The organism is Inquilinus sp. NPDC058860, assembly GCF_042743185.1.
GTDB lineage: Bacteria > Pseudomonadota > Alphaproteobacteria > DSM-16000 > Inquilinaceae > Inquilinus.
Map to the genome: position 1 here is coordinate 1 of NZ_JBHYMS010000088.1, position 20623 is coordinate 20623.

At 71.4% G+C, this 20623-nt stretch carries 22 protein-coding genes; 10 read left to right on the forward strand and 12 right to left on the reverse strand.

Annotation, left to right across the window (positions count from 1 at the left end; translation table 11 throughout):
- The 4 genes from ACFW16_RS34050 to ACFW16_RS34065 all read right to left on the reverse strand — a co-directional run.
- The coding region (locus tag ACFW16_RS34050; protein ID WP_380313547.1) for a hypothetical protein at positions 1-757 on the reverse strand (757 nt) is incomplete at its 3' end.
- A gap of 303 nt (positions 758-1060) precedes the next feature.
- Positions 1061-1387 (reverse strand): hypothetical protein, encoded by a 327-nt coding sequence (locus tag ACFW16_RS34055; protein ID WP_380313548.1) that lies wholly within the window; start codon positions 1385-1387, stop codon positions 1061-1063.
- 62 nt (positions 1388-1449) lie between these two features.
- Positions 1450-1908: an SRPBCC domain-containing protein gene (locus tag ACFW16_RS34060; RefSeq protein WP_380313549.1), complete on the reverse strand. Its 459-nt coding sequence runs from the start codon at positions 1906-1908 to the stop codon at positions 1450-1452.
- A gap of 24 nt (positions 1909-1932) precedes the next feature.
- Positions 1933-2394 (reverse strand): SRPBCC domain-containing protein, encoded by a 462-nt coding sequence (locus ACFW16_RS34065; RefSeq protein ID WP_380313550.1) that lies wholly within the window; start codon positions 2392-2394, stop codon positions 1933-1935.
- A 111-nt stretch (positions 2395-2505) separates the two neighbouring features.
- Between ACFW16_RS34065 and ACFW16_RS34070 the strand changes: the two genes are divergently transcribed.
- The gene (locus ACFW16_RS34070) at positions 2506-3585 is read left to right on the forward strand and encodes an adenylate/guanylate cyclase domain-containing protein (protein ID WP_380313551.1); all 1080 of its coding nucleotides are present in this window, start codon (positions 2506-2508) and stop codon (positions 3583-3585) included.
- Here ACFW16_RS34070 and ACFW16_RS34075 read toward each other — a convergent pair.
- Both ACFW16_RS34075 and ACFW16_RS34080 read right to left on the reverse strand, forming a co-directional pair.
- A complete protein-coding gene (locus tag ACFW16_RS34075; RefSeq protein WP_380313552.1) occupies positions 3566-3793 on the reverse strand; it encodes a hypothetical protein in 228 nt (75 codons plus the stop codon). The two genes, ACFW16_RS34070 and ACFW16_RS34075, sit on opposite strands and share 20 nt — an antisense overlap.
- Positions 3794-3965: 172 nt before the next feature.
- Complete coding sequence (locus ACFW16_RS34080) at positions 3966-4994, reverse strand: aspartate-semialdehyde dehydrogenase (RefSeq protein WP_380313553.1); 1029 nt, start codon at positions 4992-4994, stop codon at positions 3966-3968.
- A gap of 146 nt (positions 4995-5140) precedes the next feature.
- Here ACFW16_RS34080 and ACFW16_RS34085 point away from each other — a divergent pair, with 146 nt between their 5' ends.
- Complete coding sequence (locus ACFW16_RS34085) at positions 5141-5473, forward strand: Mpo1-like protein (RefSeq protein WP_380313554.1); 333 nt, start codon at positions 5141-5143, stop codon at positions 5471-5473.
- 142 nt (positions 5474-5615) lie between these two features.
- On the opposite strand, the gene ACFW16_RS34090 is transcribed toward ACFW16_RS34085, so the two are convergent.
- The 4 genes from ACFW16_RS34090 to ACFW16_RS34105 form a co-directional block, all read right to left on the reverse strand.
- Positions 5616-6998 (reverse strand): OmpP1/FadL family transporter, encoded by a 1383-nt coding sequence (locus tag ACFW16_RS34090; protein WP_380313555.1) that lies wholly within the window; start codon positions 6996-6998, stop codon positions 5616-5618.
- 329 nt (positions 6999-7327) lie between these two features.
- A complete protein-coding gene (gene leuB / locus ACFW16_RS34095) occupies positions 7328-8443 on the reverse strand; it encodes a 3-isopropylmalate dehydrogenase (protein WP_380313556.1) in 1116 nt (371 codons plus the stop codon).
- Positions 8444-8499: 56 nt separating this feature from the next.
- Complete coding sequence (gene leuD, locus ACFW16_RS34100; protein ID WP_380313568.1) at positions 8500-9108, reverse strand: 3-isopropylmalate dehydratase small subunit; 609 nt, start codon at positions 9106-9108, stop codon at positions 8500-8502.
- A gap of 111 nt (positions 9109-9219) precedes the next feature.
- Positions 9220-10671 carry an MFS transporter gene (locus tag ACFW16_RS34105; RefSeq protein WP_380313557.1) on the reverse strand — a complete coding sequence of 484 codons (1452 nt, stop codon included), beginning with the start codon at positions 10669-10671 and terminating at the stop codon, positions 9220-9222.
- A gap of 112 nt (positions 10672-10783) precedes the next feature.
- Between ACFW16_RS34105 and ACFW16_RS34110 the strand changes: the two genes are divergently transcribed.
- The 4 genes from ACFW16_RS34110 to ACFW16_RS34125 all read left to right on the forward strand — a co-directional run bounded on the left by ACFW16_RS34110 (position 10784) and on the right by ACFW16_RS34125 (position 13420).
- Positions 10784-11590, forward strand: coding sequence for a helix-turn-helix transcriptional regulator (locus ACFW16_RS34110; protein ID WP_380313558.1), 807 nt, complete (start codon positions 10784-10786; stop codon positions 11588-11590).
- 169 nt (positions 11591-11759) lie between these two features.
- On the forward strand, positions 11760-12506 hold the full coding sequence (locus tag ACFW16_RS34115; RefSeq protein WP_380313559.1) for a 2OG-Fe(II) oxygenase: 747 nt from the start codon (positions 11760-11762) through the stop codon (positions 12504-12506).
- Between the two features lie 11 nt (positions 12507-12517).
- Positions 12518-12742, forward strand: a complete 225-nt coding sequence (locus ACFW16_RS34120) for a hypothetical protein (RefSeq protein WP_380313560.1) — start codon at positions 12518-12520, stop codon at positions 12740-12742.
- A gap of 84 nt (positions 12743-12826) precedes the next feature.
- The gene (locus ACFW16_RS34125; protein WP_380313561.1) at positions 12827-13420 is read left to right on the forward strand and encodes a HutD family protein; all 594 of its coding nucleotides are present in this window, start codon (positions 12827-12829) and stop codon (positions 13418-13420) included.
- A gap of 39 nt (positions 13421-13459) precedes the next feature.
- On the opposite strand, the gene ACFW16_RS34130 is transcribed toward ACFW16_RS34125, so the two are convergent.
- Both ACFW16_RS34130 and mepA read right to left on the reverse strand, forming a co-directional pair.
- Positions 13460-14398, reverse strand: coding sequence for a hypothetical protein (locus ACFW16_RS34130; protein ID WP_380313562.1), 939 nt, complete (start codon positions 14396-14398; stop codon positions 13460-13462).
- Positions 14399-14468: 70 nt separating this feature from the next.
- Positions 14469-15326 (reverse strand): penicillin-insensitive murein endopeptidase, encoded by an 858-nt coding sequence (gene mepA / locus ACFW16_RS34135; RefSeq protein ID WP_380313563.1) that lies wholly within the window; start codon positions 15324-15326, stop codon positions 14469-14471.
- Positions 15327-15486: 160 nt separating this feature from the next.
- Between mepA and ACFW16_RS34140 the strand changes: the two genes are divergently transcribed.
- The 4 genes from ACFW16_RS34140 to ACFW16_RS34155 all read left to right on the forward strand — a co-directional run bounded on the left by ACFW16_RS34140 (position 15487) and on the right by ACFW16_RS34155 (position 20558).
- The gene (locus tag ACFW16_RS34140; RefSeq protein ID WP_380313564.1) at positions 15487-16833 is read left to right on the forward strand and encodes a TldD/PmbA family protein; all 1347 of its coding nucleotides are present in this window, start codon (positions 15487-15489) and stop codon (positions 16831-16833) included.
- A gap of 574 nt (positions 16834-17407) precedes the next feature.
- Entirely contained in the window at positions 17408-18208 is an 801-nt protein-coding gene (locus tag ACFW16_RS34145; RefSeq protein ID WP_380313565.1) for a UDP-2,3-diacylglucosamine diphosphatase, read from the forward strand.
- A gap of 57 nt (positions 18209-18265) precedes the next feature.
- A complete protein-coding gene (locus ACFW16_RS34150; RefSeq protein WP_380313566.1) occupies positions 18266-19270 on the forward strand; it encodes a glycosyltransferase family 4 protein in 1005 nt (334 codons plus the stop codon).
- A gap of 16 nt (positions 19271-19286) precedes the next feature.
- Positions 19287-20558, forward strand: a complete 1272-nt coding sequence (locus tag ACFW16_RS34155; RefSeq protein ID WP_380313567.1) for a 3-deoxy-D-manno-octulosonic acid transferase — start codon at positions 19287-19289, stop codon at positions 20556-20558.
- Positions 20559-20623: the final 65 nt, after the last annotated feature.

The window sequence follows — 20623 nt, forward strand, 5'->3', positions numbered from 1 at the left end:
CCGTCCCGCCCGCCGGGCACAGGCCGTCCGCCAGGGTGACCGCGGCGTCGACCGAGGCACCGGCCTTCAGCGCGTTGAGCGCCGCCGCCTCCGCGATCTGCCGGCCCGGCCCGGCGGCCCTGGCCGTCCTGATCCGGCGCAGCACCTCGGTGGCGAAGGGATCCGAGCGCGCCGGCCCGTCGACCAGCTCGACTGCGTCGCCCCGGCCGAGATCGGCGTTGACCAGGCGGTAGCCATCCCCGGCCGCGTCCGGGCCGAGCACACGCTCGACCAGCACCGGCGCGGACCGCTCATTGGCCTTGCCCCGGAACATCACCTCGCCGACGCAGCATTCGCGCGACCCGACCTGGCGGAAGCCGGGCTCGAACGCCGTGGCGTTCAGGGCGTCGAGCCCGTCCCCGGCGAGCCATGCGGCCGAGGCCGGTATCGTCCGGCCGCCGCGGACGCCCCAGCGGCCTTGCGGCTGCTTGTACAGCTCGACCGCGGTGTCCAGCGTCAGGTCCGCCTTCACCGGATGGAACGTCTCCTGCTCGCCGCCGCCCTTGCCGTCGCCGCGGGACCGGCGTTCCGCCACCACCTGCACGGGCGCCGGTCCGCCGACGTCGAGCGTTCCGGCGAAGAAGGTGCGGGTCCCGACCGCGATCTCGGTCCGGCCGTTCCCGGTCCTCCGCGTCTGGACGAAGGGGTCCAGCGGGTCGCCGGCATCGGCCCCGGTCGGGACGATGGCCGTGGTCAGCCTGTTGACGTACAGGGCCATCCTGGGCCCTGAGATTCGCGACTTCTTCTTCATGGGCTCCCCAGCCTCAGGCCCGCTTCAGCGGGCTCTCCATGTTCGTCGGGATCGGCAGTCCTGCGAGGATTGGCCGGGATCCGGCGGGACGGCCGGCCGTGCCGCGACCGTCCCGTTGCCGAGACCGCCGCCGGCGGGCTGCCTGCCGTCACGGACCTGCCGTCACGGAACGGTCATATTCAGGTAATGGGAAAGGGATCCGCCGCCCAATGCAGGAACGGCATCATGGTATGCAGGCGAAGACGATCCGGGCCGGGGGCCCGGCCGCGGTCAGCGCTCCGCGGCCAGGGCTTCGCGGATGCGGTCCGGCCCGCCGGCCAGCCGCCGGGCGAAGGGCCGGTCGGGGTCGACGACGCGCCAGAAGGGCGCGCTGCCATCCTGGCTGAGCCGCACCAGGTGGCGCTGCGTGGTGACCGGGCAGCAGGCGTCCGCGCCATAGCTCACCGCGAGCGCCCGCCGCAGCTCCCCCAGGTCCGACAGCCGGCCGGGCGGCGCCAACCGCAGCGCGTCGGCGACCATCCTCTCGCTCGGGATCAGCATGCTCTGCGTCTGACTCTTGCCCTTGCGACGCGACTTGATGACCGGCCGTTCGTCCATGGCTCACCTCCGGGATGGTCTCTCCGGAGGACGAACGGGAATGCCGGAGTCCGACAGGCCGATCAGTCTTTTTGTCCGTCGCGGCCGAGCCAGGGGTCCGGGCCCGGGTCGCGGCCGCCGGCGAGCGCGGCCAGCCGGTCGAGGTAATGGGCCCACCCCTCGGCATGGCCGGCGCATTGCTCGGCACTGGGCAGGCCGGTCTGCGTCATCTTCAGCAGCGTGCCGTCCGGCTGCTCGACCAGGTCGATCTCGACCAGGCTGGAGCCCGGCGGCACCACCTCGCTGCCGTCCCAGCCGAAGCTGTAGGCCAGGCGATGCACCGGCACCACCTCGCGGAAGGCGCCGCGGGCGAAGCGGGCGCCGGTGACGTTGACCAGGTAGAGGCCGCCGGGCTGCGGGTCGAGCTGCGCCTCGGTGCCCATCCAGCGCAGGATCTGCTCCGGGTCGGTCAGCAGCGCGAACACCGCGGCGGGCGGCGCCGGGATGTGCGTCTCGCGGCGGACGACGAGGTCGTCTGGCATCGGTCTCCTCCACGGTTCTGACGGTCAGGCCTCATCCTTCGACGGGGGGCAGCCGGGCGACGGAACGGAGTCCGGATCGCGGCCGGCGACCACCGCCGCGAGGCGCTCGAGGAAGAACGCCCAGCCCCGCTCATGCGACGACAGAGCCGATGGCGGCAGGCCGCTATGGGTCATCCGCATCAGGGTGCCGTCCGGCTGCTCGATCAGGTCGATCTCGACCTGGCTGGAGCCCGGCGGCACCTCGGCATTGCCCTCCCAGCCGAAGCTGTAGACCAGGCGGTGCACCGGCACCACCTCGCGGAAGGCGCCGCGCACGATGTTGATGCCGTCGACGTCGAGCAGGTAGAGCCCGCCGGGCTGCGGCTCCAGCGTCGCGCCGATGCCCATCCAGCGCAGCAGCTTCTCGGGGTCGGTCAGGAAGGCGAAGAGGGTGGCGGGCGGCGCCGGGACCTGGATCTCGCGCCGGAAGACGGTCGGTTCGTCCATGGGCCTCCTCTCCGGCGATCCCGGTGCAGCCGGCAAAATAACACGGTGCGGACGGGGTTCGCCACCCCACGACGGGTGACAGCCCCAGGGCCGCGGCGGCATGATCGCGGCATGGACCTGCCCCCGCCCCTCGCCTGGCTGTTGGACGATGCCGGCGCTTCGCCCGGACCGGACCGCTTCCTGGCCGAGCTCGGCGGCCGGCTGCTGGCCGACGGGCTGCCGCTGGCCGGCGCCGCCCTGACCCTGTCGGTGCCGCACCCGATCGTCGCCCGCCGCACCTGGCTGTGGCGGGCCGGGACCGGCGCGGTGATCGAGGCGCTGGGCTTCGCCGGCATGCCGCTGGCGGCCGCCGGCCCGCCCGGCCGGGGCGGCCGCGACTGGCTGTCGGGGCTGGGGCCGGGCCCGGTGCAGGAGCAGACCGCCGGGCCGGCGGTGCTGGCCTGGGCCGGGAGCCGGCCGTTCGATCCCGACGAATCCCATCGGCTGCGCCAGGCCGCGCGCTTCGCCGCCGCGCCGCTGTCGGCCCTGGCCTCGCGGGCGGCGCTGGCGGCCCTGCTGGAGGCCTATCTCGGCCGACGCAGCGCCGCCCGGGTGCAGGCCGGGGCGCTGCGCCGCGGCGCCGGCGAGACCATCCGCGCCGCCCTGCTCTGCGCCGATCTGCGCGACTTCACCGCCCTGTCCGAGGCCACGGCGCCGGCCGAGGTGATCGCCATGCTGGATGCCTGGTTCGACCGCATCGCCGGGGCGGTGCACGCCTTCGGCGGCGAGGTGCTGAAGTTCATGGGCGACGGGCTGCTGGCGATCTTCCCGGTCGCCGGATCCCCGGCCGAGGCCCGCGGGGCCTGCGAGGCGGCGCTGCGCGCGGTCGCCGCCGCCCGCGCCGGCATGGCCCATCTCGACGCCGCGCGGCAGGCCCGGGGCCTGCCGCCGCTGCCCTTCGGCGCGGCGCTGCATCTGGGCGAGATGATGTGGGGCAATATCGGCGCCGCCGACCGGCTGGACTTCACCGCCATCGGCCCCGCCGTCAACCTGGTCAGCCGGCTGGAGGGGCTGTGCCGGCCGCTCGGCCGGGCGGTGCTGGTCTCCGGCGCGCTCGCCGCCGAGACCGCGGCGCCGCTGGTGCCGCTGGGCGAGCACCCGCTGCGCGGCATCGCGGCGCCCTGCGCCGTCTTCACCCTGCCGGATGCGTGACCGAGGCCGGATGTGTGGCCGGGCCGGCCGAGGCCAGCAGCTCCTCGCAGAGCTCGGCGATCACCAGCCAGGTCGCCACCCAGTGCCGCTCGCGGCCGGGGGCACAGGCCTCGGCCTGGCGCCGCGCCTCCTCCGGCGCCGCCGATCCGTGCCGGCGCAGCAGCACCCGGGCGGAGAGCTCGAGCTCATGGGCGGTCAGGCGGCTCATGCGCACGGTCCGGAAATAAAAGGGGGGGGGCGCCACCCCTATCTATGATGAGTATATAAAATTGTCCATATCGAAACGGACATCAAACCAAAATCGATTAGGAAAGTCCGTCGGCAGCAGAGCCGAAGGGGATCCCGGCCGGAATCCCCTTCGCCACAATGATCGGACAATATCAAGCGGCCTTGCGCAGATGGCCGTCCTTGACCAGGACTTCGGCGATCTGGACGGCGTTCAGCGCCGCGCCCTTGCGGAGATTGTCGGCGACCACCCAGAAGGACAGGCCGTTCTCGACCGTGACGTCCTCGCGGATGCGGCTGACATAGACCAGGTCCTCGCCGGCGCATTCGACCGGGGTGACGTAGCCCTCGTCGGCGCGGTGGTCCACCACCGAGATCCCCGGCGCCCGCTTCAGCGCGGCCCGCGCCTCGGCGGCCGAGATCGGGTTCTCGCACTCGATGTTCACCATCTCGGAGTGGCCGATGAAGACCGGCACCCGCACGCAATGGGCGACGATCTTGATCGCGGGGTCGAGGATCTTCTTGGTCTCGACCATCATCTTCCACTCCTCCTTCGTCGACCCGTCATCCATGAAGACGTCGATGTGCGGGATGACGTTGAAGGCGATCTGCTTGGTGAACTTCTCCTTCACGATCGGGTCGTTCACGTAGACGGCGCGGGTCTGGTTGAACAGCTCGTCCATCGCCTCCTTGCCGCCGCCGGAGACCGACTGGTAGGTCGAGACCACGACGCGGCGGATCTTGGCCAGCGCGTGCAGCGGCCGCAGCGCCACCACCATCTGGATGGTGGAGCAGTTCGGGTTGGCGATGATGCCCCTCTTGCGGAAACCGGCGATCGCCTGCGGGTTGACCTCGGGCACCACCAGCGGCACGTCCGGGTCCATGCGGAACTGCGAGGTGTTGTCGATCACCACCGCCCCGGCCTTGGCCGCGCGGGGCGCGTGTACCGCCGAGATCTTGGCGCCCGGCGAGGACAGCACGATATCGATGCCCTTGAAGTCGAACTTGGCGAGATCCTGCACGTCGAGGATGTCGTCCTCGCCGAAGGAGACCTGGCGCCCGATCGAGCGCTCCGACGCCAGCGCGACGACCTCGTCGACCGGGAACTCCCGCTCGGCGAGGATGGAAAGCATCTCGCGACCGACATTGCCGGTGGCGCCGATGACCGCGACCCGATAGCCCATATCCGTAATCCGGCTGTTCGATTGCTGTGAGGGACGCACTCGGTAGAATGTATGCCGATCCGCGCGCAAGGACACAGCCATGCGAATTGCGCGCGGCGATCATGCCGCCAGGGGACGGCTGGCGGCTGGACAAGGGAGGATGGGAGATGGCCGAGAGGCTGCCGAGCTATTCCGCCTTCTGGCCCTACTACCTGCGCGAGCATGCGCGGCCGCGGACCCGGGCGCTGCATTTCTTCGGCACCAGCCTGGCGCTGCTCTGCCTCGTGCTGCTGATCGTCACCGGCAGCTGGTGGTGGCTCCTGGCGGCGCTGGTCTCGGGCTATCTCTTCGCCTGGATCGGCCATTTCTTCGTCGAGCACAACCGCCCGGCCACATTCACCTATCCGCTATGGTCGCTGCTCAGCGACTTCCGCATGTACGGGCTGTGGGTGACCGGCCGGCTGGAGGACGAGCTGCGCCGGGCGGGGGTGCAGCCGTGAGGCTGCCGCCGCGCCCGCCGCCCTTCATTATTGTCGTCGCCGGGCTTGACCCGGCGATCCAGGGGCCGCCCAGAGCGGCATCGAGAATCCTGGATGCCCGGGTCAAGCCCGGGCATGACAGTCTGGGTTTGCGGGGCCTGCCTCAGAACCGATACCGCAGCCCCAGCGCCACGATATCCACGCTGCCGCTGTTCTTGGCGTCGTAATCCACCTGGGTCTCCAGCGGCGTGCCGACATAGAAGTCGCGCTCGGGGTCCATCTTGCGGCCGTCGATGAAGATGTGGGTGTAGGCGAAGTCGACCGACATGTTCTCCATGACGTCGTAGCTGAGGCCGGCGGACAGCCAGTAGCGGTCGCCGTCCGGGGTGCGGCTGGAGCGGAAGCCGGCCTTGGTCGGGGTCGGGTCGTACTGGAAGCCGGCGCGCAGCGTCAGGTCGTCGTTCCAGTAGTATTCGCCGCCGATCGAGACGCCGACCGTGTCCCGGTAGCGCTGCTCGTTCACCAGGTCGTCGCCGCCGTCCTCGCGCTTGACCCGGATCTCCTTGAACGACGACCATCCGTACCAGGTGATCCCGCCGAGCAGCGCGATCTGCGGCGTGACCTCCTGCCGGATGCCGAAGCTGAGGATCGGCGGCAGGTTCAGCTTGGCACGGCCGCCGGTGGCGAAATCCGCGGTCGCCGGCAGCCCCGGCAGCGGCGGGAAGTCGACGCCGTCGAGCTTGGCGCGCCCGTCCAGCATGTGGTCGACGCCGGAGCGGAAATGCACGCCGATCCGGGTGCCCTCGACCGGCTGCACGATGGCGCCGATGTTGTAGCCCACGGCCCAGCTGTCGCCCTTGATCGACAGGTCGCCGTCATCGGAGAAGGCCGGCAGCAGCGCGCCCACCGGGTTCGGCACCTTGCTCTCGAGCTTGGCCCAGGCATAGGAGATGTCGATGCCGCCGCCGATCGACAGCCAGTCGTTCACCCGATAGGCGACGGTCGGCGAGAAGTTGTAGACCTGCAGCTCGGTCTTGGTGGCGTCGTAGCGGCCGAACCAGTTGCTGTTGTACTGGCTTTCCAGCCCGAAGGGGGCGCCAAGCCCGATGCCGAACCACAGGCGGTTCTCGGTGTTCGGCACCGGCAGGGCGACATAGCCGTGCGGCACCAGCGTCGGGTCGTAGGGGTTGTTGCTCTTGCTCTCGCCGGAAATGGCGCCGGGCCCGGGGTTGAAGATGCCGCCCGGCGTGCGGAAGGCCGGGTAGTCGATGGTCGAGCCGTCGTCCGTCAACCGGGAATCCGGGATCAGCAGGCTGCCGCCGAACTGGGCCTCGCCCTGCTTCAGGAAGCCCATGCCGGCCGGGTTGAAGTAGATGGTGCTGGCGTCGTCGGCCGCGGCGGCGGAGCCGGCGAAGGCGCGGCCGAGGCCGGGCACGCTCTGCTCCTGGATGTAGAAGCCGGCCGCATTCGCCGCTCCGGACCCGAGCCCCGCCATGGCGGACATGGCCGCCACCCCCAGCGCCAGACGCGAAATCCCCTGCTTCATCTCGGCGTGTTCCCCCCTTGTCGACCGATCTGTTGCGCAACGTTGCGCTTGTAACATTACGTCACGCTGAACAGGGTGGCGCCGTCAAGCACTGTTCAAGGTCTCGATGAGATTGAATACCTGCGGCGCGGCCGAGCCCAGCCGGACGCTACGTCAACCCGACGCAAAAATTGCCGCCGGGAAGAACAACGGCGCGCGATCCGCGCCGGCTGTCGGGGCGAATCGCATAAAATTGATTCGGATATGCGCGGCGATTGGCGAAACGCCAGACAAAAAGGGCGAGACCGACGGCCCCGCCCTTTCGCACTGCACAAATACCTGAGAAGACGTTAACGCGAGCGGGCGGCCATCGCTTCGAGGATCGCCGTGCCCATGTCGCCGGTCGACACCACCTGGGACGCGCCGGTGCCGGCGATGTCGGCGGTGCGGATGCCGCGGTCCAGCACGTCCGACACCGCCGCCTCCAAGAGGTCGGCCTCTGCGGCGAGGTCGAAGCTGTAGCGCAGCATCATGCCGAAGCTGAGCAGCGTCGCGATCGGGTTGGCCTTGCCCTGCCCCGCGATGTCCGGCGCCGAACCATGGACCGGCTCGTACAGCGCGCGGCGCCGGCCGGTGGCGTCGGGCGCGCCGAGCGAGGCCGAGGGCAGCATGCCCAAGCTGCCGGTCAGCATCGCCGCCTCGTCCGACAGCATGTCGCCGAACAGGTTGTCGGTGACGATGACGTCGAACTGCTTGGGGTTGCGCACCAGCTGCATGGCGCAGTTGTCGGCCAGCATGTGGCTGAGCTGGACGTCCGAATACTGCTCCTGATGCAGCTTGGTCACCTCCTCGCGCCACAGCCGACCCGATTCCATGACGTTCATCTTCTCGACCGAGCACAGCTTGTTGCCGCGCTTGCGCGCCAGCTCGAAGGCCACGGCGGCGACGCGGCGGATCTCCGACGTCGTATAGACCTGGGTGTTGATGCCGCGGCGCTCGCCGTTGCCGAGGTCGGTGATGCCGCGCGGCTCGCCGAAATAGACGCCGCCGGTCAGCTCGCGCACGATCAGGATGTCGAGGCCTTCGACCACCTCGCGCTTCAGCGTCGAGGCATCGGCCAGGGCCGGGTAGACCAGCGCCGGGCGCAGGTTGGCGAACAGTTCCAGGTCCTTGCGCAGGCGCAGCAGGCCGGCCTCGGGCCGGATCGAGAAGTCGACCGCGTCCCATTTCGGCCCGCCGACCGCGCCCAGCAGCACGGCGTCCACCGCCAGCGCGGTCTCCATGGTGGCGTCGGTGACCGGCACGCCGTTGGCGTCGATCGAGCAGCCGCCGACCAACTGCTCGTCGATGTCGAAGCCGACCGCGCGATGGCTGCCCAGCCATTCGGCGGCGCGCTTGACCTCGCCCATCACCTCCGGGCCGATGCCGTCACCGGCGAGGACGAGGAGCTTCTTGTTGGCAGCCATGGGAAATCGACCTTCAGCGGGGTTTGAGGAAGGGAGCGGAGGGGAAGTCCGGCGGCTCAGGCCGCCAGCCAGGGCTGCGCCGACTTGCGCTTGGCCTCGAAGCTGTCGATCTCGCCGGCCTGCTGCAGGGTCAGGCCGATGTCGTCGAGGCCGTTGATCAGGCAGTGCTTGCGGAACGGGTCGAGGTCGAAGCGGAGCTTCTGGCCGTCCGGCCGGGTGATCTCCTGCTTGTCCAGATCGACCGTCAGGGTCGCGTTGGCGCCGTTCTCGGCGTCCTTCATCAGCAGCTCGACCTGCTCCTGCGGCAGGGCGATCGGCAGGATGCCGTTCTTGAAGCAGTTGTTGTAGAAGATGTCGGCGAAGCTGGGCGCGATGACGCAGCGGATGCCGAAGTCCAAGAGCGCCCAGGGCGCGTGCTCGCGCGACGAGCCGCAGCCGAAATTGTCGCCCGCGACCAGGATCTGCGCCTTCTGATAGGCCGGCCGGTCGAGCACGAAATCCTTCGGGTTGCCCTGCTCGTCGGTGCGCAGCTCGTAGAACAGGCCGGCGGCGAGGCCGGTGCGCTTGATCGTCTTCAGGAACTGCTTCGGGATGATCATGTCGGTGTCGACATTGACGATCGGCAGCGGCGCTGCGACGGCGGTGAGCGTGGTGAAGGGCTGCATGGCGGCGGCTGTGCTCAAAGGGGAGGACCGGGAAGTCATGCCACAGCCGGCCGCCGGCCCAAAGCGCGGAATCGTCACCCTCCCCGCGGTGCAATTTGCGCCTGGCGCCGCTCAACCGGCCTTCTTCGGCAGGGCGAACAGCAGCCCGAGGGTGACGAGCGTCGCCAGACCGCCGTACCCAGCCGCCGCGGCGAAGGCGCGGGCATAGGCGGCGGCCTCGCCCGCCCCGGCGGCGCGGGCGCCGTCCAGCACCGCGGCGAACAGGATCCCGGCGATCGCCACGCCGAAGGCGCCGCCGACCTGCTGCATGGTGCTGAGCATGCCCGACGCCGAGCCGATGTCGCCGTCACGGATGCCGCCGAGCACGGTGTTGAGCAGCGGCGTCATCAGCAGGCCCTGGCCGGTGCCGAGCAGCAGCAGCGCCGGGATCAGCGCTTCCGGCTGCAGCGGCGCGACCGCCAGCGCCGTGGCGGCGGCGACGAACTCGCCCAGCGCCGCGATCGCGGCCCCGGCCATCAGCACCGCGCGGCGGTGCTCCGGCGCGACCCGGCCGGCGGCGATCGAGGCGACCATGAAGGACACGGCGGCCGGGGAGAACACCAGCCCGGCCGCCAGCGCGGAGCGGCTGAGCCCGAGCTGCGCCAGGAAGGCATAGGCGAGATAGACCGAGTTCAGGGTCGAATAGAACACCAGCACCAGCAGCACCCCGGCGGCGAAGGCGCGGTCGCGGAACAGCGCGGTGTGCAGCAGCGGCGACGCCCCGCGGCGCGACCGGGCGTGCTGGTGCAGGGCAAAGGCCGCCAGCACCAGCACCGCGGCCGCCAGCATGGCCACCGACCAGCCCGGCCAGCCGGCCTCGCGCCCTTCGATCAGCGGATACAGCAGCAGGCCGAGGCCGAGCGCGCTCAAGGCCACGCCGGCGAGGTCCAGCCGCTGGCCGGGCGACACCCGGTCCGCCGGGATCAGCCGCGGCGCCGCCAGCGCGGCCGCGAAGCCGATCGGGATGTTGACCAGGAAGATCGGCCGCCAGCTCAAGCCCCAGAGATCGGCCGCGACCAGGATGCCCCCCAGAACCTGCCCGGCCACCGCGGCCAGCCCCAGCACCACGCCGAGCGCGGCGAAGGCCCTGGCGCAGGCCTGCGGCTCCGGGAAGGTGACGCGGATCAGCGAGAACACCTGCGGGAACAGCAGCGCCGCCGCGACGCCCTGCAGCAGCCGGGCCAGGATCAGCATCTCGGCGCTCGGCGCCAGGCCGCACAGGGCCGAGGTCAGGGTGAAGCCGACAAGGCCGGCGACGAACATCCGCCGCCGCCCCCGCAGGTCGCCGAGGCGTCCGCCGGTGATCAGCGCCACCGCATAGGCCAGGCTGTAGCCGGCCACCACCAGCTCGGCCTCGGCGTAGCTGGCGCCGAGCCCCCGCCGGATGCTCGGGATCGCCACGTTGACGATCATCACGTCCATCACGGTCATGAAGGGGCCGAGCAGCATCACGGCCAGGCCGAGCCAGCGTCGCGCCGGGATCGCCGGGCGCTCGGCCGCGGCGGGACAGGTCACATCGGTCATGCGGGATCTCCATCGGCGGGTACGGTGGCTCCGTCCGCCCGCGACAGAGACTGGGGGATGCGCTATAATAGGAAAAGATAAGTTCTTATCCTATTAGCGATGGCAACAGCCTATGCCCGTCTCCACCCTGCAGCGCACCGCCGGCCGCCGCGCCTTGTCCGATTTCGTGCGCGACCGCCGGGCCCGGACCAGCCCGGACGAGGTCGGCCTGCCCGCGGGATCGCGCCGCCGCACGCCCGGGCTCCGGCGCGAGGAGGTGGCCCAGCTCGCCGGGGTCGGCGTCACCTGGTACACCTGGTTCGAGCAGGGCCGCGCCATCCAGGTCTCGGCCGATTTCCTGGAGCGGGTATGCCGGGCGCTGCGGCTGGACCAGGCCGAGCGGCAGCATCTCTACGCCCTGGCGCAGCACCGGCCGCCGCCGCACGGGGCGCCCGGTCTGCCGGCGGTGTCGCCGATCCTGCAGGCCCTGTTGGACAGCCTGCCGAACCCCGCCTACATCAAGACCGCACGCTGGGACATCGTGGCCTGGAACGCCGCCGTGACCGCGATCTTCGGCGACTACGCGCTGATCCCGCCGGACCGGCGCAACGGTCTGTGGCTGGTGTTCACGGACCCGCGCTACCGGCGGATGATGCCGGATTGGGAGGACGGCGCCCGCCGCATCCTCGCCAAGTTCCGGCTCGACCACGGCCGGGCCGGCGGCGACCCCGCCTTCGCCGCGCTGGTCGACGCGCTGCAGGAGGCCAGCCCGGAGTTCCGCCGCTGGTGGCCGCGGCACGACGTGTCCGAGCGCAGCGAGGGTCTGAAGCGGATCCGGCACGACACGCTGGGCGAGCTGGAATTCGCCCACGCCACCTTCCTGGTCGAGGGCGCGCCCGACCTGCGCCTGGTGACCTACACCCCGGTGCCGGCGCGCTGATGCAGGCGTAGGTTGGGTTCGCGACCGCGAACCCGACATCCCGCCGCCGGAGACAGTGTTGGGTTCGCTTGCCGCGAACCCAACCTACGCGCGAATTTGAAAGCAAGCGTCGGAGTGCGCGGCGGAACCCGGGGCGCCAGATTGATGTCGCACCATCGAGGACAAGCCCATGCCCCGCACCGCACTCCGCCCTCACGACGACTCCCTCTCCCCACCCGCCGACCGCGTGGCCGGGATCGACCGGGACGCCGCGGCGGCAGAGCTGGACCAGCACGGCGCGGCGGTGCTGCCGGCGCTGCTGACGCCGGAGGAATGCCGCGCCATCGCCGCGCTCTACCCGGAAGAGGGGCCGTTCCGCAGCCGGGTGGTGATGGCCCGGCACGGCTTCGGCCGCGGCGAGTACAAGTATTTCGCCTATCCGCTGCCGGAGCCGGTCGCCGGGCTGCGCGCCGCCCTCTATCCCCGGCTGGCGCCGGTCGCCAATGGCTGGAATGCGCGGATGGGCATCGACACCCGCTATCCGGCGGAGCATGAGGCGTTCCTGGAGGCCTGCCACAAGGCCGGCCAGACCCGGCCGACGCCGCTGCTGCTGCAATACGAGCCCGGCGACTTCAACTGCCTGCACCAGGACCTGTACGGCGACCTGGCCTTCCCGCTGCAGGTCGCGATCCTCTTGTCCGAGCCCGGCCGCGACTTCACCGGCGGCGAGTTCGTGCTGACCGAGCAGCGGCCGCGCATGCAGTCGCGGCCCGAGGTGGTGCCGCTGCGCCAGGGCGACGGCGTCGCCTTCGCCGTGCATCACCGGCCGGTCGCCGGCACCCGCGGCGACTACCGGGTCAATCTCCGCCATGGCGTCAGCCGGCTGCGCGGCGGCCGCCGGCACACGCTCGGCATCATCTTCCACGACGCCCAGTGAGGGAGGGACGGATGGCCTGGATCCGCCGCAGCGTCCTGGCGGCGGGTCTCGCGCTGGCTCTGGGCGCCGCCGGCCCCCAGGGTGCGCCCGCCCCGACCGGCGATCCGGTCAGGACGGGGAAGGAGCGGCTGGGCGACAAGGCCAGCGACGAGCAGCGCGTCGACAACTGCAAGGTGCCGCCCGACCGCCGCGGCCCCAAGCCCCGCCCCAACGGCTGCCCTCACGACGGCAAATGACGTCGGCGGCATGATGCGATCCGGGATGGACGCGGCTCATCCTATGGTATGGTTCGATGTCCGTTGCCCGAGGTCGCGCCGTCCATGCCCACCCGCATCATTTCGCCCGCCCAGCACCGCCTGATGCCCTGGCGCAACGGCGGGGGCCGGACGGCCGAGATCGCGGTCGAGCCGGGCGACACCCCAGCGGGATTCCGCTGGCGGCTGAGCCTGGCCGAGGTCGAGGCCGACGGCCCCTTCTCCACCTTCCCCGGCTGCTGCCGCACCATCATGCTGCTGTCCGGCCGCGGCATGGAACTCGGCATCGCCGAAGGCGGGGCAGCGCCGCGCACGGTCCGCATCGACCGGCCCTACGAGCCCTTCGATTTCGACGGCGAGGCCGCGACGACCTGCAAGCTGATCGCCGGGCCGGTGCGCGACCTCAACGTCATCGCCGACCGGTCGCTGCAGATCGACCACCGGGTGGCGGCGCTGGACGATGCCGACGCGGTGCTGGAGCCGGCGCCGGTCTGGCTGTTCCACGTCCTGCGCGGCACCGCGGTGATCGACATCGGCCGCCACCTGGCGGTGACCGAGGGCGAGACCGCGGTGATCACCGACGAGGACGACCGCGCCCCGCACCTCCGCGGCGCCGAGGCCGACAGCCTGGTCTACGCGGTGGCGCTGCGGCCGCGATAGGCGGACCAGCGGAACGGTAGAGGCCATATATCTGTCGCCTTAGCCGGGATCGCTGACCGCAACGCCCGCGGCGCGGCGGTCCCGGATGCGGTCCCTGACGCGGGCCTCCCGCCGGGCCTGCCGCAATTCCTCGCGGGTGGGCGTCCACCACCCCCGGACCCGTTCGGCGGGTCCTGCCGCCGCCCGGCTCGGCCAGACGCCGATCAGCTCGTCGAGCGCCGGCCGGCGCCAGGTCGCCCACACATGGTCGACGACGCCCGGCGCCAGATGCGGGTAGACGGCGGCGCCGTCGGACGGGTCCGCCAGCTCCCCCGCGGTCTCGGTGAACACCACCATGCCGAACCGCTCGGTCATCACCGGACGGCCGAAGGGCGGCAGGTCGCCGGCGGCGACCGGATAGCGGTGCCGCCGCCGCTCCGCGGCCAGCACCGCGGCCCGGCGCTGGGCCTCCGGATCCCATTCGGCCAGCCGGCGCCGCCGGCGCTCCTCGGGCTCGTTCCGCCGGGCCGCGGCCTCGATCACCGGCCATCGGCGCCACAGCTCCTCATACGACCGGAACGGCACCCGCCATGCCCGCGCCCCGCCGTCCCACCAGGACCAGGGGATGGCGCGCATCTGGTCGACCACGGTCCTGGAATAGGGCGTGCGGATCCGCAGATCGTCGGCGACCTCGAGATAGCGGCTGACGATGGGATCGAAGGCGAAGGCATCCCGCCCCTTCGCGTCGCCGTAGTCTCCGCCGGCCGGCAGCTCGCGGTCGAGCCACCGGGTCAGCCGGCGCTCGGCGGTCGCCCCGGGAATGAACCAGGCCGCCTCCTTCTCGCGCCAGCGGGCCCGGGGGAAGGCCTTCATGAACCGCTGCACCAGGCCCCGGTCGTAGGGAAAGGTCGCCTCGATGCCGGGCGTGCTTCCGCCGGCCGGCCTGACCGTCAGGCCGCGGCTCCCGATCGGCCCGCTCCGCTCGGAATCGGATGGCATGCCGATGGAGATGGTGGCGCGGCGGCCGTTCGTCGATGCGGCGCCGCACGGCGGCAGGCCCCGCGCCCCCCTATTGCCCCGCCACCACCGGCGGCGCGTTCAGCACCGCGGTGCAGGCGGCCGGCATCGGCGGCGGGATGTAGGGCCTGGTCGACTTCGACGGCTTCGGCGCCCGCATCGGGAACCAGGACATCAGGTCGGACCCGCAGCCGTCGCCGGGCGGGGCGGGGTCCTGCTCGCGGCACAGCGGACTGCCGGACGGGCAGCCGATGCGGATGTGCAGATGCTCGTTGTGGCCGGTCCAGGGCCGCACCTTGTTGAGCCACGACCGGTCGTCCCAGGACATCGCGCACAGCTCGCGCTTGATCGCCGGATGGATGAAGATGCGTTCGACCCGCGGCTCGGTCGCCGCCAGGCGGATCAGCTGCGCCTGCTGCGGTCTCAGCCCGCCGCGTGGGACGAAGTCGGTCCAGGCCCCGGTGACGTATTCCGGCTTCAGCGTCTCGCGCTGCTCGCGCGCCAGGAGCGGCAGGTCGAGCCGGAGCCAGATGTCGGCGTCCAGCCCGTTCTCATGCGCCGCATGGTCGGTGATCGGGCCGCCGCGCGGCTGGCCCATATCGGCGATCAGGATCGGCGGCAGCCCGGCGGCCTCGGTCCTTCGGCCGAGATCCTCCAGCGTCGCGACCAGGTTCGGATGGCCCCAGTTGCGGTTGCGGCTGAGCCGGATGATCTGGTAGCCGGGGCCTTCCGGCGGCAGTTGCACCGCGCCGGCGATACAGCCGTTGGAATAGCTGCCGATCACCTGCGGCGGCCCCTGGGTGCCCAGCCGCACCTGGGCCCAGGCGGGGTCCTCCTCCACCGCGCCCGCCGGCGCCGCAGCCAACATCCAGGCGGCGGCCAGCGCCGCCCCGATCCGTATCCCGATCACGCAACCCTCCATGCCCCGACTCGCCCCGCCAGGATGCCCCTGCGGGCGGCGAGGGTGAAGTCTGTTGCGCAGATCCTTGCGGCCGCCTGCCCTTGCACCTTGCGGCGGCGGGGGCGGCGTCGCTACATGAGGTCTGGCCCAGGAACCGACGGACCGGACGATGCCCTCTCCCCACGACGCCACCCTCGACCTGCTGTCCGGCCTGATCGACAAGGCGCGGCGGGCCGGCGCCGACGCCGCCGACGCCGTGCTGTTCGACAGCACCTCGATCTCGATCAGCCACCGGCTCGGCCAGCTCGAGCATGTCGAGCGCTCGGAAAGCGGCGACCTGGGCCTGCGCGTCTTCATCGGCAGGCGCATGGCGATCGTCTCCTCCTCCGACCGCCGCCCCGCCGCGCTGGACGAGATCGTCGAGCGCGCCGTCGCCATGGCGAAGGTGGTGCCGGAGGACCCCTATTGCGGCCTCGCCGACCCGTCCGAGCTGGCGACCGAGCTGCCGGAGCTCGACCTGGTCGACCCGGTCGAGCCGTCGACCGAGACCCTGGCGGAGCGCGCCCGGGCGGCCGAGGCGGCGGCGCTGGCCGTCGCCGGCGTGACCAATTCCGAGGGCGCCAGCGCCGGTTTCGGCCGCAGCATGGCGGCGATGGCGGCCAGCAACGGCTTCGCCCGCGTCACCGGCTCGACCGGCAGCAGCATCTCGGTCTCCGCCATCGCCGGCGAAGGCACGGCGATGGAGACCGACTACGACCACACCAGCGCCGTCCACGCCGGGGACCTGCAGGCGGCGGAGGCGGTCGGACGCAGCGCCGGCGAGCGCGCCGTGGCCCGGCTGGGCGCGCGCAAGGCGTCGACCGCGCGGGTGCCGGTGGTGTTCGACCCGCGGGTGTCGCGCACCCTGCTGGGCCATCTGGTCGGCGCCATCAACGGCGCCGCCATCGCCCGCGGCACCAGCTTCCTGAAGGAGAAGATGGGCGAGGCCGTGTTCGCCCCGGGCATCGAGGTGATCGACGACCCGCATATCCGCCGCGGCCTGCGCTCGCGCCCCTGCGACAGCGAGGGCGTGGCCAGCCGCCGCCGCGCCCTGATCGAGGACGGCCGCCTGACCACCTGGCTGCTCGACCTGCGTTCGGCCCGGCAGCTCGGCCTGGCCCCGACCGGCCATGCCGTGCGCGGCACCAGCGGCCCGCCCGGCGCCTCGCCCGCCAACCTGTACCTCGCCCCCGGCAGCGCCACGCCGGCCGAGCTGATGGCCGACATCCGGGACGGCTTCTACGTCACCGGGCTGATGGGGTCGTCGGTCAACGGCGTCACCGGCGACTACAGCCGCGGCGCGCACGGCTTCTGGATCGAGCGCGGCCGCATCGCCCATCCGGTCAACGAGGTCACCATCGCCGGCAACCTGAAGGACATGTACCGCGCCCTGGTGCCGGCCAACGACCTGGTGCTGCGCTACGGCATGGACGCGCCGACGGTACGGATCGACGGCATGACCGTGGCCGGGCGGTAGGACCGCAAGGCCGGCAAGATCGAGACAGCCGCCGGAAATTCCGTTCCGGCGGGGCGATCGTTTGCTGCGTTCTTTGCCGAGGCGCGGAAACGCACTCGAATCGCGGAGAATTTTCCCCGATCTTGAGCCGTTCCCGATCCAAGGCGGCCGCAGGACCGCGATTTCGACGGTCGGGAGCGCATCGTCGGGGGACAGCATTTCATGACGGTCTTCGCGGGGCTCGACGGCGGCAGGCCGCCGGATCCGATCATCCCCATCTAGTCCGATCCACCGTGTCGGCGGCCGCTTCGCGCTTTCGCGCGGCCGCCGCGCCCGCCCTCCCTCGTCCGCAACCGGGGGAGGGCGGGTCCCCACCGCCCCGGGACGGGCAAGACGCGATCCGGCCGCTTCAGAAAAGATTCATATTCCACCGCAACAGGGGCCGAACAGCCGGCGACAGATCGGCAATGCGGAAGCACTCGTGACCGTTTTATTAAGTTTTGCACCTGCGAGATGACAGACGACATCAATATGTTGTTTGCCGATGGCGTCTCGGTTATACGGACGGTATATGACCGCCGAAGGACCGATGCCCATGGATCAGGTGACGCGCTATCGCACCATCTGGATCTCGGACGTCCATCTCGGCACCCGGGCCTGCAACGCCACCCTCCTCCTCGACTTCCTGAAGCACACCGACTCCGACACGCTGTACCTGGTCGGCGACATCGTCGACGGCTGGCGGCTGAAGAAGAGCTGGTACTGGCCGCAGCCGCACAACGACGTGATCCAGAAGCTGCTGCGCAAGGCCCGCAAGGGCACCCGCGTGCTGTACATCCCCGGCAACCACGACGAGGCCGCCCGGCAGTTCGTCGGCCAGAACTTCGGCGATGTCGACGTCGCCGACGACTGCATCCACGAGACCGCGGACGGCCGCCGCTTCCTGGTCATCCATGGCGATCAGTTCGACGTCGTGGTGCGCTACGCCAAATGGCTGGCCCATGTCGGCGACAAGGCCTACGAGCTGTTGCTGCACACCAACACCGTCCTCAACCTGGTCCGCCGCCGTCTGGGCTTCTCCTACTGGTCGCTCTCGGCTTATATGAAGCAGCGGGCGAAGCGCGCGGTCGAATTCGTCGGCCGGTTCGAGCTCGCGCTGGTCGAGGAGGCCAGGCGGCGCGGCGTGGACGGAGTGATCTGCGGCCATATCCACACCGCCGAGCTGAAGGACATACAGGGCATGACCTATGTCAACGACGGCGACTGGGTGGAGAGCTGCACCGCGCTGGTGGAGCATCAGGACGGGCGGCTGGAGATCCTGCACTGGGCGGACATCGTCGCGGCCCGCGACGCGGTGGCGCCGCAGCCGGACCTGAAGCCGCAGCGCGCCGCTTGATCCGGGATCGGATATAGTCTCCGTGGACATGGCAGTGACGGAGCCGGCGGCCGGCTGATGCGGATCCTGATTGTCAGCGACGCCTGGCTGCCCCAGGTCAACGGGGTGGTGCGCACCATCGAATCGACCCGCGACGAGCTGCGCCGCCGCGGCCATCTGGTCGAGGTGATCGGCCCGGACCGCTTCGCCTCGATCCCCTGCCCGACCTACCCCGAGATCCGCCTGGCGATCGGCCAGAGCCGGCGCATGGCCCGGCTGATCGACGAGTTCGATCCCGACGCCATCCACATCTCGACCGAGGGGCCGCTGGGCTGGGCGGCGCGGCGCTACTGCATCCGCCGGCGCCTGTCCTTCACCACCTCGTTCCACACCCAGTTCCCGGAATACGTCCAGCTGCGCACCGGCATGCCGCTGGCGTCGACCTACGCCCTGCTGCGCCATTTTCACCGCGCCGCCAGCGCCGTGATGGTGGCGACCGACACGCTGGAGCGGAACCTCACCAGCCGCGGCTTCCGCCGCCTGGCGCGCTGGAGCCGCGGCGTCGACACCGACCGCTTCCGCCCGGCCCAGCGCGGCGCCCAGGGGACTAGGCATGAGCGGCCGCGCCACCTCTATGTCGGCCGGGTGGCGGTGGAGAAGAATCTCGACGCCTTCCTGTCGCTGCCCTTGGACGGCGAGAAGGTGGTGGTCGGCGGCGGCCCGTCCCTGCCCGCCTTCCAGGCCCGGTACCCGGAGGTCACCTTCACCGGGTCGAAGGAGGGCCAGGCGCTGGTCGACGCCTATGCCGATGCCGACGTCTTCGTCTTCCCCTCGCGCACCGACACTTTCGGCCTGGTGATGCTGGAGGCGCTGGCCTGCGGCGTGCCGGTCGCGGCCTATCCGGTGCAGGGCCCGGCCGACGTCATCGGCAATGCCCCGGTCGGCCGGCTGGACGAGGATCTCGGCCGCGCCATCCGCGAGGCTCTGAAGGTTCCATCGGAGGATTGCCGCAGTTTTGCGCTGCGCTATTCCTGGGAGGCATGTACAGATCAGTTCCTGACTCATCTGCACCCCTTCCGATGACCCTGCTCCCGACCGGATGATTTATGCGCTGTATCGCGGCCTGACCGACGCCGCCGGCCCCTTCGTGCCCCTGCTGCTGGCCCGGCGCACCGCCGCCGGCCGCGAGGACCCCGCCCGCCGCGGCGAGCGGCTGGGCCATGCCAGCATCCCGCGCCCCGCGGGCCCGCTGGTCTGGGTCCACGCCGCCAGCGTCGGCGAGGTGCTGTCGGTGCAGGTGCTGGTGCGCCGCCTGCTGGAGCGCGACCCGCGCCTGTCGGTCCTGGTCACCACCGGCACCGTGACCTCGGCCCGGCTGATCGCCGAGCGGCTGCCGGAGCGGGCGATGCACCAGTTCGCGCCGCTCGACCGCATGGCCTATGTCCGCCGCTTCCTCGACCATTGGCAGCCGAACCTGGCGATCTGGGTCGAATCCGAGATCTGGCCGAACATGCTGACCGAGACCGAGAAGCGCGGCCTGCCGATCGCCCTGGTCAACGCCCGGATGTCGGAAAGGTCGTTCCGCCGCTGGCGCCGGCTGCCGCGGCTGATCCGCCGGCTGCTCGGCATCTTCCGGGTGATCCTGCCCTGGGACGAGCGTTCGGCCCGGAACTTCCGCGCCCTCGGCGCCCGCGGCGTCGGCCAGGTCGGCAACCTGAAATTCTCCTCCGACCCGCCGGACGCCGATCTCGAGGCGTTGGCGGCGATGCGCGCCGCGATCGGCCGCCGCCCGGTCTGGCTGGCCGCCAGCACCCATGCGGGGGAGGAGGAGCAGATCGTCCAGGCGCACAAGGCGCTGGCGGCGAAGCGGCCCGGCCTCATCACCGTGCTGGCGCCGCGCCACCCCGACCGCGGCGGGGAGATCGCCGAGCTGGTCCAGGCCGCCGGCCTGCGCGCCTTGCGCCGCAGCCAGGCGAAGCTGCCCTGGTCCGACACCGACGTGCTGGTCGCCGACACGATCGGCGAGATGGGGATCTGGCTGCGCGTCTGCCCGGTCGCCTTCATCGGCGGCTCGCTGGTGCCGTTCGGCGGCCACAACCCGATCGAGGCGGCGCAGCTCGGCGCCGCTTTGGTCTACGGCCCGCACATGACCAACTTCCCGGACATCACCGCCCAGCTCGGCCAGGCCCGCGGCGCCATGCCGGTGGCCGATGCCGCGGCCCTGACCGCCGCGGTCGGCCGCCTGCTGGACGACCCGGTGGAGCGCCGCCGCATGGCCCGCGCCGCCGGCGCCGTGGCCCAGCGCAACCGCGGCGTGGTCTCCACCGTGATGGCGACGCTGGAGCCGCTGATCACGCCGATCCTGGCATGAGATCGGTTATGGCCTTTTTTGAGTCCCCCCTCCCCTTGCGGGAGGGGGGTAGGGGGAGGGGGTTC